The sequence below is a fragment of the Acinetobacter sp. TR11 genome (assembly GCF_027105035.1).
Classification (GTDB): domain Bacteria; phylum Pseudomonadota; class Gammaproteobacteria; order Pseudomonadales; family Moraxellaceae; genus Acinetobacter.
The window spans coordinates 1068914-1082031 of the sequence record NZ_CP114256.1; the positions used below are offsets into that span (position 1 = coordinate 1068914).

Below are 13118 nucleotides of genomic sequence, written 5' to 3' on the forward strand. Positions count from 1 at the left end.
TATTTAAAAGTAATTAGTGTTCAGAGTATTTGCTTAAATATTCTTCACGGATGTTTACTTTTTCTTCGGCAGTGGCATTTTGCATACGTTTACGCAAAGTATTACGCTCTTGAGTTCCCAGTTTTTGCCAAACATCACGCATTTTTTGTTTTTCATCTTCTGGAAGCTGGGTAAACCACTCCATTCGTTGTTGTAGCTGAGAACTTTGGTCTGTTGGAATTTCTTTTAGGCTTTGGTAACGTTTAATGAGAACACGTTGTTCTTCTGGAGATAAATCATCCCAAGCTTCTTCTGCGGTTGGTTTATTTGATTTTGAGAACACCCAAAAACGCTCAGAACCAGCAAAACTTGTTTGAAGTAAGCTGAGTGTACACACAACAATTGCTATTTTCTTAGCTGCCATGTGGAACTTTATCCTCACCAAGTACCATCAACATTTCCATATCTTCAACCATTTGTGGTGAAAGTTTTGGATTTACGACGACCTGACTTTGTGGTTTATCGGTCAGTTGTAGAGAGCTTGGTAATACAACGATGCCAGTAAGAGCTGCTGCTAAAGCAAAGCCTCCCATTTTCCACAGACTATAATAAGAGGTTGGTTTCTTTTGAATAGTGTCTAGAACATGGTTCATCACTAACATTTTTTTGTGATGTTGCTCTTTTGCTAGTTGATCGAGTTTGGAAGTCACTGATTTAGTGAACTCATCTTTATTCATTTGATGACCCTCCCGTATGTGGATTTAAATGCTCTAAAGCAGTTCTAAGCCCTTGGATTGCACGATGATAATGGGTTTTTACACTACCTTCACTGCAATTCATAATTTGAGCGGTGGTTGCCGTATCAAAACCTTCCCAGGCTCTTAACATAAATGCTTGTTGCTGACGTACTGGTAATTGATTAATTGCTGTTTGGATTTCATCCATTGTGACTTCTTGGGTTAGAAATTCGAATGGATTTGGCGTAGATTCATCTACGACATCAACAACTTCCTCATCATCGTCTAAGCTAATTTTTTTGAATAATGAGAAAGGAGTCGCTCGACGCGCTTCTTTGCGCCTCCAATCCTGTAATTTGTTATTTAAAATGGTATAAAACAATGGATACCATTCTTCAATACTTTTATCTGAATATGATTTATGCAATGAGATAAAGGCTTCTTGTACCAAATCCATCGCAATGCCTTGCTGTCCCTGTGTTGCACTTTCCATCATCACAAGTGCACGACCTGTAACGTCTTGCATAAAAAAACGCAGACGTTGTTCAACCGTACTACAATCAGTACCATTTTCAGTTCGAGCCTGTTTCGGTGCTAAATCCATAGAGATGGAAAATCCTGTCATGGATACCCACCATTATTTCAATTCATTAATCATATAACGTTGAAAATGGTGGATGCGTTGACAACTTAAGCAATTATTTTATGAGTGTAATGGATTTTTTCATTAAAAAAATCGTATTTAAAATAATTTAACGTTTTTATTGACGTTGGCGAACCATTTCAAAAAAGCAAATTGAACCTGCAATCGCAACATTGAGAGACTCTTGTCCACCAGGTTGGGGGATAGCAACAGCTTGAGCATGTTCTAAAGCATAATCGCTCGCACCTTGTCCTTCATTGCCTAAAATCCAGACACATGTTTGTGTTAAATCCTTTGTGTATAAATTTGTAGACTGATGTGAGCTTGTAACAAACACAGGGATTTGAAATTTAGGAAGAATATCTGTTAATTGAAAGTTTTCAAAACAATGTAGGCTAAAGTGAGCGCCCATACCTGCTCTGAGAACTCGTGGTGACCAAAGTGAAGCAGAGCCTTGTGTACAGATTACCTGTTTAATATTGGCTGCGGCAGCCGAACGCAATAGCGTACCAACATTTCCAGGGTCTTGAACATTTTCTAAGATTAAAGTATCAGCTTTAAAATCAATTGTTAATGATGTTTTCGGGAGATCGACAATTGCTAAGCAAGGTAGTGTTGTGCCTAAAGTACTCAAATCTTTATAGAGCACTTCACTAATCACAAATACATGGCCTTGGTGCAATTCGATTACTTTTTGTAGATCAGCATGTTCTAGTGCTTGTTCTGTTGTAAATAAAGAAAAAAGTTTTTTCTGTTGTTGTAGCCATGCTAAGCAGAGATGTGTGCCTTCTAGAACGGTTTGTTGATGTTTTTTTCGAGCGCTGTTGAGTTCAATTAATCCACGCAAATGTTTAATTTTCGCATTGTCTTTTGATTCTAAAAAAATGACTGCCATGAAAATATACTCAATAAAATAAGACATTTAACTAATGTGATGACGATGAGGTGTTATGCCGAGTTCTCATCTTGTTTGAGGGGGTACTGTGTCTGATATTTCAGTTGATATATTTCAACTTGATACGGGTTTTGCCTATTTTTCTGTTAGAGAAATTCAGCAAAACTTGCGCTATGAATAACGTAGCGCAAGCTCAGTAAAACCTAAATCATCTTTATTTTTACCAAAGCCTGAGTTGCTTTGGTTTACTCAAGTTATGAGTAATGATGCTTCTAACGATTAAAACTTCAAAATAAATTTTAGCCGATTAATGATAGCTTGTTACGCGTTCAACTTCATTTTTAGAACCAATAATAACAGGGACACGTTGGTGTAATTCTGTCGGTTGGATTTCCATAATACGAACACGACCTGTCGTAGAAGCACCGCCAGCTTGTTCAATTAACATGCTCATTGGATTTGCTTCATACATTAAGCGCAAACGACCTGCTTTTTTAGGATCTTTTAAATCATAAGGGTAAAGGAAGATACCACCACGACATAAGATACGGTGGATATCACCGACCATACATGCGACCCAACGCATGTTAAAGTCTTTTTCACGGACTGATGTTTTTCCAGCCAGTAGTTCATCAATATAACGTTTCACTGGATTTTCCCAATGACGTTGATTTGATGAGTTGATGGCAAATTCTTGTGTATCTGCTGAAACTTGTACTTGTTCAGTTGTAAGTAGAAATGCTTGAGACATTGGATCAAATGTAAAGAATGCAACACCAGCACCAACAGTAAGTGCGAGCATTGTTGATGGGCCATAAAGCACATAACCAGCAGCGACTTGTTCTGTACCTGCTTGCATAAAGTCAGCCGATTGAGTCACTGAATTTTGAGCAGGAAGGATTGAGAAAATTGTACCCACACACATGTTGATGTCGATGTTGCTCGAACCATCGAGTGGATCGAATAACACTAAATATTTGCCATTTTCTTGAGCAGGTGTGAAGTCATCTAACTCTTCAGAAGCTAATCCACCTACTTGTGGATGTGCTTTTAATGCATCAATCAGATAATCATTAGAAATAACATCTAATTTCTTTTGAGTTTCACCCTGAACATTTTCATTGCCAGCACTACCTAAGATGCCAGCCAAAGCACCTTTTTGTAGTGCTTGGTCAATCGTTTGGCATGTTGCAGCAATTGTTTCGATGACTTGTGCCAACTCTGGTGTCAAATTCCCATTTTGTTGTTCTAAATATTGGGACAATGTAAGGTTTGACATATTGAATCGCTCCGATTTAGCCGCGTCAAAGAATTGAGAAAAAGAATGTGGCTATTCTAGATGAGATCGCTCAAAAATAGAAATTATCTTACTTTATTTATGTTGCTTTTATGATTACAAGTATTCTATTACATGCTATGTTGGTCGGATACTAAACAGGAAGTTTGGAGAGGAACGATGTCAACCAAAAAATTTGAAGCTACCCCCACGCCAAGCGAATCAATTAGCTTAGATACGATTTCGAAAGAAAATGTCCAAGATGCTTGGAAAGAGTATGAAGCAAAGCCTGAATATAAAGAGTTTAATAAACACGATATGATTGAGTCGATGCAACCTCAGCCGAAGCCAGAGTCTTCATCATAATTAAAGTGATAATAAAAATGCTCACATCATGTGAGCATTTTTATTGGAAACTGAAATACTAAATGATTATTTTAATAATGGTGGTACGGCTTCATAGTTAATTTCTACACGACGATTCTCTTTCCAAGCCGCTTCATCATGTCCTGTATTTACAGGTGCTTCTTTACCATAGCTCACAGCTTCGAGTTGCTGAGGGCTTACACCATTGGTAATTAAATAACTTTCAACAGCTTTCGCACGACGCTCGCCCAAGGCCATATTGTATTCACGCGTACCACGTTCATCAGTATGACCTGTTAATGCGACACGAGAATTGGCATTTGCAATGAGAAATTGAGCATGTGCTTGAAGTGTTTGATAGTCATCATTTGATAGATCGCTGCTATCGTAATCAAAGTGAACGACACGTTTCGCTAAAAATGCTTTGTTCGCGGCAGTTACCCCTTTTGATGAAGCGCCAGCCAAGTTTTGTGCATTTAATGCAGCATCTTCACTTAGTCCGTCAGTGCTTACCGTGGTTGAGGTATTTGGTGCTGTATTGCCCGCTGTGATTTCAGCAGCAGGTTTACGGCTTGCACAACCTGTGAATGCAATTGTCGCCGCCAACAATGGAAGTGTCAGGTATTTAATATTCATGTGATTCTCCAATTGATCAAATTTATTTTGGTGCCCAAGCTGGTTCACGAACTTCACCTTGTTCGCTTGGTAAATTCATACGGAAACGACCATCTGTAGACATAATAGAGAGTAAGCCGCGGTTACCTTCACGTGTTGCATAAACAACCATCTGCCCATTCGGAGAGAAACTTGGTGATTCATCTAAACTGGTTGGTGTCAATATATTAGTAATCCCTGTACTAATATCTTGCAGTGCGACTTTGTAGTTACTACCACTTGGTCGATGAACTAAAGCAATCTTTTTACCATCAGCGCTTAAAGTACCCCGTGCATTAAATGCACCTTTGAAGGTTAGACGTTTGACTGAACTATCATCAAAACTATAGCGATAAATTTGTGGAGAACCGCCACGATCTGAGGTGAAAATAAATGATTTTCCATCAGGTGCATAACGTGCTTCAGTATCAATCGCTGAGTCATTGGTCATACGTTGTAGTTGGCGCGTATTTAAATTCATCTGATAAATTTCAGGATTACCATGCATAGAGGCAGTGAAAAGCATGGATTGCCCATCAGGTGAGAAGCTTGGTGCACCATTTAAGCCTTTAAAGCTCGCCAAAACCTCACGTTGACCTGTTGCTAAATCTTGAATATAAATTGCAGGGCGTTTAGTTTCGAAAGAGACGTAAGCAATTTTTTTAGCGTCAGGTGTCCATGTTGGGGAGAGGATTGGATCTCGTGATGACAGTACCGTTTTAGGCTGTTCGCCATCCGTATCAGCAATTTGTAATGTATAGCGTTGAGCAGGGGTTTCTGGATTACGTAATACATAGGCAATACGACCGCTAAAATCACCAGCAATACCAGTCAGTGCTTGGTATATCGCATCACTGATCATATGCCCAGCTTGACGAACGCGATTACTTGGTACGGTTAGAACTTCGTTTAATAAATATTGTTGTTTTTGTATATCATAGAGTTGGTAATGGATTTCAAATGTGTTCGCATCGATGGTTTTAATTTGACCAACTACCACATAGGGCACACCTGCATTTTGCCAATCACCAGCTTGGATTTGGTTGATGCTTGCAGTTGCAGGTAAGTTTTGAGATGCGCTTGTGAATCGACCTGAACGATTTAAGTCATTCTCAATAATTGGGTAAAGCGAGCTGTCATTTGTAAAAGGGATAATTGCAATTTTAGGCGCTTGTTCAGGCGCTTTTGCAATTTCAAGGTGTAATTGTGCAAAAGCTGCTGTCGGAACAATTGCGCTGATCGCAGTAAAAACTGCCAGAGAGATGAGGTGTTTACGAGTCTTATCCATAGTTGCAATTACTTGTGTTCGTATTTTTGTGGCTGTTGATTTTTTAACATAGTTACATGCTTTGTTCTATTAAAAGCATGTAACGTTAACTATTCATTACTGTTTTGCAATGAATGTAATTGTGACGCGACGAAGTTGCTTCACAATATCTGGATCATCAGGCATTGGTAGGGGGGATGCTTGTTTTACTGCGGCTTCTACACTCGCTTTTAAATCTGAATCGCTGCTATTCGCAACAACTGATATTACATTCCCGTTTGCATCAAGTGAAATATTAACTGTAATTGATTTTCCTTGAGAAGCTAAAGGTACTTCCCAAGCTCTGCTAATTTTGCTTTTAAACGCTGCTTTAGTGGAGTCTGCAATTCGTTTAACATCCGCTTTTTTTTGAGCTGCCTCTTGCTCTGCCTTTTTAGCAGCCGCCGCTTTTGCATCTGCTTCGGCTCTTTCGGCATCCGCTTTGTCTTTAGCTGCTTTATCAGCAGCGGCTTTGTCTTTAGCAGCTTTATCCGCAGCAGCTTTGTCTTTAGCTGCTTTATCAGCAGCGGCTTTGTCTTTAGAAGCTTTATCAGCAGCGGCTTTGTCTTTAGAAGCTTTATCGGCAGCGGCCTTGTCTTTTGCAGCTTTATCAGCAGCAGCTTTGTCTTTAGAAGCTTTATCAGCAGCAGCCTTGTCTTTAGCTGCTTTATCAGCAGCGGCCTTGTCTTTAGCTGCTTTATCAGCAGCGGCTTTGTCTTTTGCAGCTTTATCAGCAGCGGCTTTGTCTTTTGCAGCTTTATCAGCAGCGGCTTTGTCTTTTGCAGCTTTATCAGCAGCGGCTTTGTCTTTAGCAGCTTTATCAGCAGCAGCCTTGTCTTTAGCAGCTTTATCAGCAGCAGCCTTGTCTTTAGCAGCTTTATCAGCAGCGGCTTTGTCTTTAGAAGCTTTATCGGCAGCGGCCTTGTCTTTAGCTGCTTTATCAGCAGCAGCTTTGTCCTTTGACGCTTTATCAGCAGCAGCTTTGTCTTTGGCGGCTTGCTCTGTTTTGCGTTTTACTTCCTCATCAGCACGTTGTTTCTGAGCTTGAGCTTCTGCCCGTTTTTGACGTTCTTCTGCTTGTTTTGCTTGAGCTGCTGCTTCTTCAGCTTTCTGTTTTTGTTCTGCTAATTGAGCTTGTTTTTGCTGCTCAGCTTTTTGTTTAGCATCAGCGAGTTGTTGTGCAGTCGGCGTTGGAGGGGTGATCGGAAGATTTTCAGGTTGAGTGTTATCTACAACAGGGCTTAATATTTCTTCCGCTTGATTTTTAGTAGCCGTTTCCTGTTCTACAGGTTTAGCCATCGGCGGTGGCAAATCTTCTGGTTTAACTAAAATTGTGGTCAGTTTTTTAGGTTGCTCAGGCGGTTTACTTAGACCTAAGAAAAGCAAGCCAACAATCGCAATTGCATGTACCCCAAGGGTAAAACCTAGCGCAATTGCATTTTGTTTAAAAGGTGGCTCTTGAAATTTTTTCATAACTTATTTTAATGGATCTGTCAGTAAACCAACTTGAGTTAAACCTGCTTCTTGTAAACTTGCCATGAGTGATACAACTTCACCATAAGGACGAGATTTATCACCATTGACCAATACAGTGAGTTGTTTATTTTCTTGTTCTGCTTGCTTTTGAGCATCACTCAAAATAGTTTCAAGCTGTTCAAGTGAAAGAGGCTCACTATCTTTGTGGTCTTGGTATTGCAAATAAATATTGCCATCTTTGCCAATCGTTACCATTGCAGGCATATCTTTCGATTCAATAGGATTATTATTGGCTTGGGGCAGATCAACTTTGATACCGCTGGTAATCATAGGCGCAGTGACCATGAAAATGACTAAAAGTACCAACATGACGTCAATATAGGGTACAACGTTCATATCACTTTTCAGTGGTTTTTTGATACGTTCAAAACGTCCAGATCGTTGAATTGCCATTATGCATCTTCCTGTGACGATCTAATCGCTTGACGCTGTAAAAGAGCGACCATTTCTTCTGCAAATAATGCACGATCTGAATAAATTGATTCGCTTTTTGCAGTGAAGTGGTTAAAAGCAAGCACAGCAGGAATCGCTGCAAATAAACCGATTGCTGTTGCAATAAGTGCTTCTGCAATACCTGGTGCTACGGTTGCCAATGTAACTTGATCAACGGCGGCAAGACCGATAAAGGCATTCATAATGCCCCAAACCGTACCGAATAAGCCGATATAAGGCGCAACAGAGCCGATACTTGCAAGTGCCCCCAAACCTTGTTCTAAACCACCTTGATCACGACTTAGACCGACACGAAGAATACGTTCAGTACCTTCGATGGTTTGATTGGTATCTGCTTTGCGTTTCTGTAGTTTAAAAAACTCACCCAAACCCTGATAGAAGATGTCTTCTAAGCCGTTACGTTTGGAATTTAACTGAGCGTTGTTATAGAGCGTATTTAATTCGGCACCTGACCAGAACATTTTTTGAAAATGCTCATCATTTTGACTTGCTTTTTTAAAGCCCATCTGTAATTTGGCAATCAAATACCAGCTAAAAATTGATGCCAGTAATAGGATTAGCATGACCAATTGCACGACTGGGCTGGCTTGTAAAATCAGGTCAGAAATATGTAGAGAAGATTCTAAATTAGTTGCCATAAGTCACTGTGCCGAAAAGTTTATTTTTAGTCCTGTGCTAATTCTTTTTGAATCAGATCACGTATTTCCTCAGGAAGTCTACGCGGCATAAGTTCTTTGTTTAAACACGCCAACGTAACCTCACCTGAAGCCAGCAAGATTTCACCACGATAAATATTTTGTTGCAACACAAAAGATGCGGCTTTACACGAAATAACACGTGCTGTAACGGTAATTAAGTCATCCATTAATATTGGGCGTACATATTTCACCTGAATTTGATGTACAACGAAGTTGTAGTCTTGTTGATGCCAGTAATGATCGACGCCCGCTGCACGTAGCCATTCAGTACGTGTACGTTCCATAAAACGAATGTGATTGGCATGGTAAACAATACCGCCTGCATCTGTATCTTCGATATATACACGAATATTAAATTCAAAATGATTAGCCATATCCTTAACCTATTTCTGCATACTGCAAGCAATTGAGGGAATGATATTGCGTCAGTCTGAGGATGGGAATAGTAATAAATAACATATTAGACTTCTTTCATAATTGTTTAGACTGCCTTTATTTTCTTCTATTAATGAGAAAATAAAGGATTTATAAAAGAAACCTAATAATTTCATTCAGGCGGTGTCATACCAAACTGTAAATACGCCATATTGGTTGCAATACGACCACGTGCTGTTCGCATGACATAACCTTGTTGGATCAAATAAGGTTCGATCACATCTTCAAGCGTTCCACTGTCTTCTGCCATCGCGGCTGCTAAAGCTTCAACACCTGTTGGACGACCTTCAAAACGCTCAAGTAACATACTGAGATAACGACGGTCTAAAGTATCTAAACCATCTTTATCTACATTCAGCATATCTAAAGCACGTTGTGCCATCTCTTGTGTCACTTCACCCGTGCCTTTCACTTGCGCATAATCTCGAACACGACGTAATAAACGATTGGCAATACGTGGCGTACCACGCGCACGTCGTGCAATTTCTGTTGAGCCTTCTTTGGTAATCGGAACATCCATGAGATTTGCCGAACGAGTGACAATATGGGTTAAATCCTCAACAGAATAGAATTCTAAACGCTGAACAATTCCAAAGCGGTCACGTAAAGGCGAGGTGAGTAGCCCCGCACGCGTTGTTGCAGCAACTAAGGTAAATGCTGGTAAATCTAATTTAATTGAACGAGCAGCAGGACCTTCACCAATCATGATGTCCAGTTGATAGTCTTCCATTGCTGGATAAAGAATCTCTTCAATGACAGGAGATAGACGATGGATTTCGTCAATAAAGAGAACATCACCTTCTTCCAAATTGGTCAGCATCGCGGCTAAATCACCAGCTCGTTCCAGCACAGGTCCTGAGGTAGATTTTAAATTGCCGCCCATTTCGCGCGCGATAATATTCGCTAATGTGGTTTTACCTAAACCCGGTGGACCAAAAATCAAGGTATGGTCGAGTGCTTCACCCCGACCTCGTGCAGCACCAATAAAGATTTCCATTTGCTCACGTACCACTGGCTGACCAATATAGTCTTCAAGAGAGGTTGGGCGAATCGCACGATCAAAATGATCTTCTGGTTTTTCAGAACCACTGATTAAACGGTCTTGCATAATGAATTCAGTCTATCTTTATTTATTCAATGATTTAAGCGCAGCTCGGATAATATCGCTTGCTTCAGTAAAGTCAGCTTTAACAGCTTGAATTAGTTTTTGTGCTTCAAGTGGTTTATAGCCCAGTGATTGTAAAGCGGCTTCTGCTTCTGCAACAGCAGAGTTTCCAGTGAACTGTATTTGGGTTGATGTTGAATTATTTGAAACGGTCGTACTTGAGAATGCTTTAAAACGATCACGCAGTTCTATCATTAAACGTTCTGCTGTTTTCGCACCAACACCAGGTACTTTAACCAGTGTTTTTACATCACCATGTTCAACTGTATGGATGAGCATATCCACGCTCAATGTTGAAAGAATACCGAGCGCCATTTTAGGGCCGACACCATTGACCTTGAGTAAAGTACGGAAAATAATTTTCTCTTGCGCATCACTAAAACCATACAGTTGTTGCGCATCTTCTCGAACCACCAAATGTGTCCATAAAGTGACTTTTTGTCCTTTTTGTAATTGGCAAAATGTTGAAAGCGGCGTATCTATTTCATAACCAACGCCGTTTACATTAAGCAATACGGTTGGGGCTTCTAGGGCAAACACTTCGCCAATTAAACATCCGATCATGAAATTATCTTCTAAAGTAAAATGATTTAAAAAATTAGGTTGAAATGTTATGAGCAATGTCTTTCATTGTCATAAACAGTTTGTTTGGATATTGGCTCAATGCCTGAAATCCGTATTGTTGATAAAATTCAGCAATTCCATCTTTTGCATCAACTAATACCAGTGGAAATGCCACAATTGCACTCGCTTGATATAGGCGGTGTAAGGCATCTAATAATAAAATTGCCCCTAGACCTTGCTTCTGATAACGATGATCCACTGCCAAACGTGCAATTAAGCCTGCTGAATGCACAGAAGCATGTTTTTTTTGCAAGCTTTGTGGCAATGATGACAGGTCTAATGAGGTCATGGTTAATGTATAAAATCCCATAATCCATGCAGGGTTGACGGGATCAATGAGGACATAGGTTCGGGCATTGTCTTTTTTTGCTTCTTGGCTAGCGATTTGATTTAAATACTGATTCAACACCTGATTTTTGCAGTCAAAACGTTGCCGATCATGCTGTTGTTTATCCAGTAAAATAATATTCATTCTTGTGTTTGATGATAATGTTGAGCCGCTTGTTTGAGTTTTGAATGAACTTGAATAGGTTGATCCAATGCTGTTATTAATGCCAATGCATCTTTTTCATTGAGTTGTAAGCTTTGCTCTTGAATCAGAACTTGTTTAGCCTTTTCAATTGCGGCACTGAGCACAAATGCATTCAAACTTGGCATACCCAATAAATTGGCAGCTTGCAGCAATAACGCTTGTGTTTGCTCATCAACACGAGCTGTAATTCGGGGATGATAGGCTGACATGATTCACCTACTAAATTGAAATTTATGTGCCATTATGGCACACGAATAGTGATTTGTTAATTTAAAAAAAACCTACTTTATTGCCTTGTAACTCTTGCGCCAAGCTATAGGCTTGATGATCTGAGAACTTACTAATAATATCTAGAACTTGCATAATATTATTATAGTGGTTGTTTTGTAGATTTACGCCTGAATGTTGCAAAATTGACATCAAACGCTGCTCTTTAAAGCTTAGAGTTTTATGTGGCATAGTCAGCGGGATAAAGGCATCCAAAATTGTTTGTAAGCTTTGATGCGCAATAATTTCTAAACCAGATTTTTGAGGATGTTCAAAAATTCGATCTCTGGCAAGATTCTTCGCTGTTTGAATACCTATTTCAATATCGGGTGAGCAATATTGTAAAAGACTGCCTTTAAGCTGACCCGTTAAAATTTCATAATGATGTTTAGCAAAAGCAGTGGTGACTTCATCAACTAGACGTTTCATTACACGCCCACGTAAAGCTGCGATTTTTTGCTGCCATGTGGTATGGGGTAAGTGTAATTCTTCTGGTAGACCGAAATCCGCAATTAGATTCAGAAAGATTGGCTCAACTTCGGCATAGTTCAACATGTTCAGAATAATGCCATCTTCTAAATCAATCAGTGCGTAGCAAATATCATCTGCAGCTTCTAATAAATAGGTGAGCGGATGACGGCAATAGTGATACTCGCCAAGTTGAATCAAGCCGAGTTGTTCAGCTAATTGTTTTAAGATTTCTTTTTCAGATTGATAGCAACCAAATTTTGCTCTTTGGTGCGAGGGTGTATCGCCTTGTTCTTCAATCGTTTTAGATAACCACGGATATTTTAAATAAGCACCAAGTGTGGCACAGGTCAAACGCATACCACCATCATCAGGGTGGTAATCAATCCGACTAAGCAAGCGAAGTCCTTGTGCATTGCCTTCGAATTGACGAACATCGGCGGATTCTTCGGGCGTTAATTGGCTGAGAAAGTCACGATGTGACGCATCATCAAACCATTCACGAATCGCATATTCTCCTGCATGTCCAAACGGAGGATTACCAATATCATGTGCTAAACAAGCTGCTTGAATGATTGCGCCAACATCTGCTGGGGAAATCCACATCGGTAATTCATCTTTGATTTTTTCTGCGGCTAACATGCCAAGTGAACGACCAATACAAGAGACTTCAAGCGAATGAGTCAGTCGAGTGTGAATGCCATCATGTTGTGTAAGTGGATGAACCTGTGTTTTTCTATTGAGTTGACGAAAACTTTGGGAAAATATAATTCTGTCATAATCTTTGTGGAAGGGGCTTCGAGCCAATTCGGTACTGCTTTTTTTACTGCCTAAACGAATTGCAGACAGCAATTCCAACCAACGCATTTGTTCCATTCATCATTATTCACTATGAGTTCAAGAGCATCATGCCAAAAAAAAGATTAAAGCACTAGACTAGGGCGACATAAGTCGTCTTGGATAAGTATGTTGTCGTTTATAGTTTTGTATTCAATCATAATTTAAGGCATTTGTTGGTGCGTATATGTTGCTTGTATAAGGTGTTGATGGTGGCGTAAAAGAGTCATTTACAGGCAATGATCAA

The 13118-nt window shown here is 39.8% G+C and carries 17 protein-coding genes; 1 reads left to right on the top strand and 16 read right to left on the bottom strand.

Translation table 11 applies throughout. The features are described from left to right. Positions 1 to 13: 13 nt before the first annotated feature. From O1450_RS05135 to O1450_RS05155, 5 genes are all read right to left on the bottom strand, one after another. Positions 14 to 403: a DUF3106 domain-containing protein gene (locus O1450_RS05135; RefSeq protein ID WP_269229944.1), complete on the bottom strand. Its 390-nt coding sequence runs from the start codon at positions 401 to 403 to the stop codon at positions 14 to 16. Beyond that, on the bottom strand, positions 393 to 716 hold the full coding sequence (locus O1450_RS05140) for a hypothetical protein (RefSeq protein WP_269229945.1): 324 nt from the start codon (positions 714 to 716) through the stop codon (positions 393 to 395). The genes O1450_RS05135 and O1450_RS05140 overlap by 11 nt, the downstream gene beginning before the upstream one ends. Continuing rightward, complete coding sequence (locus tag O1450_RS05145) at positions 709 to 1320, bottom strand: RNA polymerase sigma factor (protein ID WP_269230423.1); 612 nt, start codon at positions 1318 to 1320, stop codon at positions 709 to 711. Before O1450_RS05145 ends, O1450_RS05140 begins: the two co-directional genes overlap by 8 nt. 157 nt (positions 1321 to 1477) lie before the next feature. Next, complete coding sequence (locus O1450_RS05150; protein WP_241335284.1) at positions 1478 to 2254, bottom strand: TrmH family RNA methyltransferase; 777 nt, start codon at positions 2252 to 2254, stop codon at positions 1478 to 1480. 307 nt (positions 2255 to 2561) lie between these two features. After that, positions 2562 to 3533 (bottom strand): class 1 fructose-bisphosphatase, encoded by a 972-nt coding sequence (locus O1450_RS05155; protein ID WP_269229946.1) that lies wholly within the window; start codon positions 3531 to 3533, stop codon positions 2562 to 2564. Between the two features lie 177 nt (positions 3534 to 3710). Here O1450_RS05155 and O1450_RS05160 point away from each other — a divergent pair, with 177 nt between their 5' ends. After that, a complete protein-coding gene (locus O1450_RS05160) occupies positions 3711 to 3896 on the top strand; it encodes an NF038105 family protein (protein ID WP_018677181.1) in 186 nt (61 codons plus the stop codon). Positions 3897 to 3962: 66 nt separating this feature from the next. Here O1450_RS05160 and pal read toward each other — a convergent pair whose 3' ends face one another. The 11 genes from pal to O1450_RS05215 all read right to left on the bottom strand — a co-directional run bounded on the left by pal (position 3963) and on the right by O1450_RS05215 (position 12910). After that, positions 3963 to 4532 carry a peptidoglycan-associated lipoprotein Pal gene (pal, locus tag O1450_RS05165; protein ID WP_018677182.1) on the bottom strand — a complete coding sequence of 190 codons (570 nt, stop codon included), beginning with the start codon at positions 4530 to 4532 and terminating at the stop codon, positions 3963 to 3965. Between the two features lie 22 nt (positions 4533 to 4554). After that, positions 4555 to 5838: a Tol-Pal system beta propeller repeat protein TolB gene (gene tolB, locus O1450_RS05170; RefSeq protein ID WP_269229947.1), complete on the bottom strand. Its 1284-nt coding sequence runs from the start codon at positions 5836 to 5838 to the stop codon at positions 4555 to 4557. Positions 5839 to 5934: 96 nt separating this feature from the next. Next, positions 5935 to 7329, bottom strand: coding sequence for a cell envelope integrity protein TolA (tolA, locus tag O1450_RS05175; protein ID WP_269229948.1), 1395 nt, complete (start codon positions 7327 to 7329; stop codon positions 5935 to 5937). Positions 7330 to 7332: 3 nt separating this feature from the next. Continuing rightward, on the bottom strand, positions 7333 to 7785 hold the full coding sequence (tolR, locus tag O1450_RS05180; RefSeq protein ID WP_269229949.1) for a protein TolR: 453 nt from the start codon (positions 7783 to 7785) through the stop codon (positions 7333 to 7335). Further along, on the bottom strand, positions 7785 to 8483 hold the full coding sequence (gene tolQ / locus O1450_RS05185; RefSeq protein WP_269229950.1) for a protein TolQ: 699 nt from the start codon (positions 8481 to 8483) through the stop codon (positions 7785 to 7787). Before tolQ ends, tolR begins: the two co-directional genes overlap by 1 nt. A gap of 26 nt (positions 8484 to 8509) precedes the next feature. After that, on the bottom strand, positions 8510 to 8917 hold the full coding sequence (gene ybgC, locus O1450_RS05190; RefSeq protein WP_004661168.1) for a tol-pal system-associated acyl-CoA thioesterase: 408 nt from the start codon (positions 8915 to 8917) through the stop codon (positions 8510 to 8512). 173 nt (positions 8918 to 9090) lie between these two features. Beyond that, complete coding sequence (gene ruvB / locus O1450_RS05195; RefSeq protein ID WP_269229951.1) at positions 9091 to 10086, bottom strand: Holliday junction branch migration DNA helicase RuvB; 996 nt, start codon at positions 10084 to 10086, stop codon at positions 9091 to 9093. An 18-nt stretch (positions 10087 to 10104) separates the two neighbouring features. After that, positions 10105 to 10707 carry a Holliday junction branch migration protein RuvA gene (ruvA, locus tag O1450_RS05200; RefSeq protein ID WP_269229952.1) on the bottom strand — a complete coding sequence of 201 codons (603 nt, stop codon included), beginning with the start codon at positions 10705 to 10707 and terminating at the stop codon, positions 10105 to 10107. A 34-nt stretch (positions 10708 to 10741) separates the two neighbouring features. Then, positions 10742 to 11239: a GNAT family N-acetyltransferase gene (locus O1450_RS05205; protein WP_269229953.1), complete on the bottom strand. Its 498-nt coding sequence runs from the start codon at positions 11237 to 11239 to the stop codon at positions 10742 to 10744. Continuing rightward, positions 11236 to 11508, bottom strand: a complete 273-nt coding sequence (locus O1450_RS05210) for a type II toxin-antitoxin system TacA family antitoxin (RefSeq protein WP_269229954.1) — start codon at positions 11506 to 11508, stop codon at positions 11236 to 11238. Before O1450_RS05210 ends, O1450_RS05205 begins: the two co-directional genes overlap by 4 nt. 61 nt (positions 11509 to 11569) lie before the next feature. After that, a complete protein-coding gene (locus O1450_RS05215) occupies positions 11570 to 12910 on the bottom strand; it encodes a deoxyguanosinetriphosphate triphosphohydrolase (RefSeq protein ID WP_269229955.1) in 1341 nt (446 codons plus the stop codon). Positions 12911 to 13118 lie beyond the last annotated feature (208 nt).

What these genes read in the sequence shown, in the direction of transcription:
- tolQ (WP_269229950.1), bottom strand. Translation starts at nt 8,483, where the DNA reads ATGGCAACTAATTTAGAATCTTCTCTACATATTTCTGACCTGATTTTA.
- O1450_RS05215 (WP_269229955.1), bottom strand. Translation starts at nt 12,910, where the DNA reads ATGGAACAAATGCGTTGGTTGGAATTGCTGTCTGCAATTCGTTTAGGC.
- ruvA (WP_269229952.1), bottom strand. Translation starts at nt 10,707, where the DNA reads ATGATCGGATGTTTAATTGGCGAAGTGTTTGCCCTAGAAGCCCCAACC.
- ybgC (WP_004661168.1), bottom strand. Translation starts at nt 8,917, where the DNA reads ATGGCTAATCATTTTGAATTTAATATTCGTGTATATATCGAAGATACA.
- tolB (WP_269229947.1), bottom strand. Translation starts at nt 5,838, where the DNA reads ATGGATAAGACTCGTAAACACCTCATCTCTCTGGCAGTTTTTACTGCG.
- tolR (WP_269229949.1), bottom strand. Translation starts at nt 7,785, where the DNA reads ATGGCAATTCAACGATCTGGACGTTTTGAACGTATCAAAAAACCACTG.
- O1450_RS05150 (WP_241335284.1), bottom strand. Translation starts at nt 2,254, where the DNA reads ATGGCAGTCATTTTTTTAGAATCAAAAGACAATGCGAAAATTAAACAT.
- ruvB (WP_269229951.1), bottom strand. Translation starts at nt 10,086, where the DNA reads ATGCAAGACCGTTTAATCAGTGGTTCTGAAAAACCAGAAGATCATTTT.
- pal (WP_018677182.1), bottom strand. Translation starts at nt 4,532, where the DNA reads ATGAATATTAAATACCTGACACTTCCATTGTTGGCGGCGACAATTGCA.
- O1450_RS05155 (WP_269229946.1), bottom strand. Translation starts at nt 3,533, where the DNA reads ATGTCAAACCTTACATTGTCCCAATATTTAGAACAACAAAATGGGAAT.
- O1450_RS05140 (WP_269229945.1), bottom strand. Translation starts at nt 716, where the DNA reads ATGAATAAAGATGAGTTCACTAAATCAGTGACTTCCAAACTCGATCAA.
- O1450_RS05205 (WP_269229953.1), bottom strand. Translation starts at nt 11,239, where the DNA reads ATGAATATTATTTTACTGGATAAACAACAGCATGATCGGCAACGTTTT.
- O1450_RS05145 (WP_269230423.1), bottom strand. Translation starts at nt 1,320, where the DNA reads ATGGATTTAGCACCGAAACAGGCTCGAACTGAAAATGGTACTGATTGT.
- O1450_RS05135 (WP_269229944.1), bottom strand. Translation starts at nt 403, where the DNA reads ATGGCAGCTAAGAAAATAGCAATTGTTGTGTGTACACTCAGCTTACTT.
- O1450_RS05210 (WP_269229954.1), bottom strand. Translation starts at nt 11,508, where the DNA reads ATGTCAGCCTATCATCCCCGAATTACAGCTCGTGTTGATGAGCAAACA.
- tolA (WP_269229948.1), bottom strand. Translation starts at nt 7,329, where the DNA reads ATGAAAAAATTTCAAGAGCCACCTTTTAAACAAAATGCAATTGCGCTA.
- O1450_RS05160 (WP_018677181.1), top strand. Translation starts at nt 3,711, where the DNA reads ATGTCAACCAAAAAATTTGAAGCTACCCCCACGCCAAGCGAATCAATT.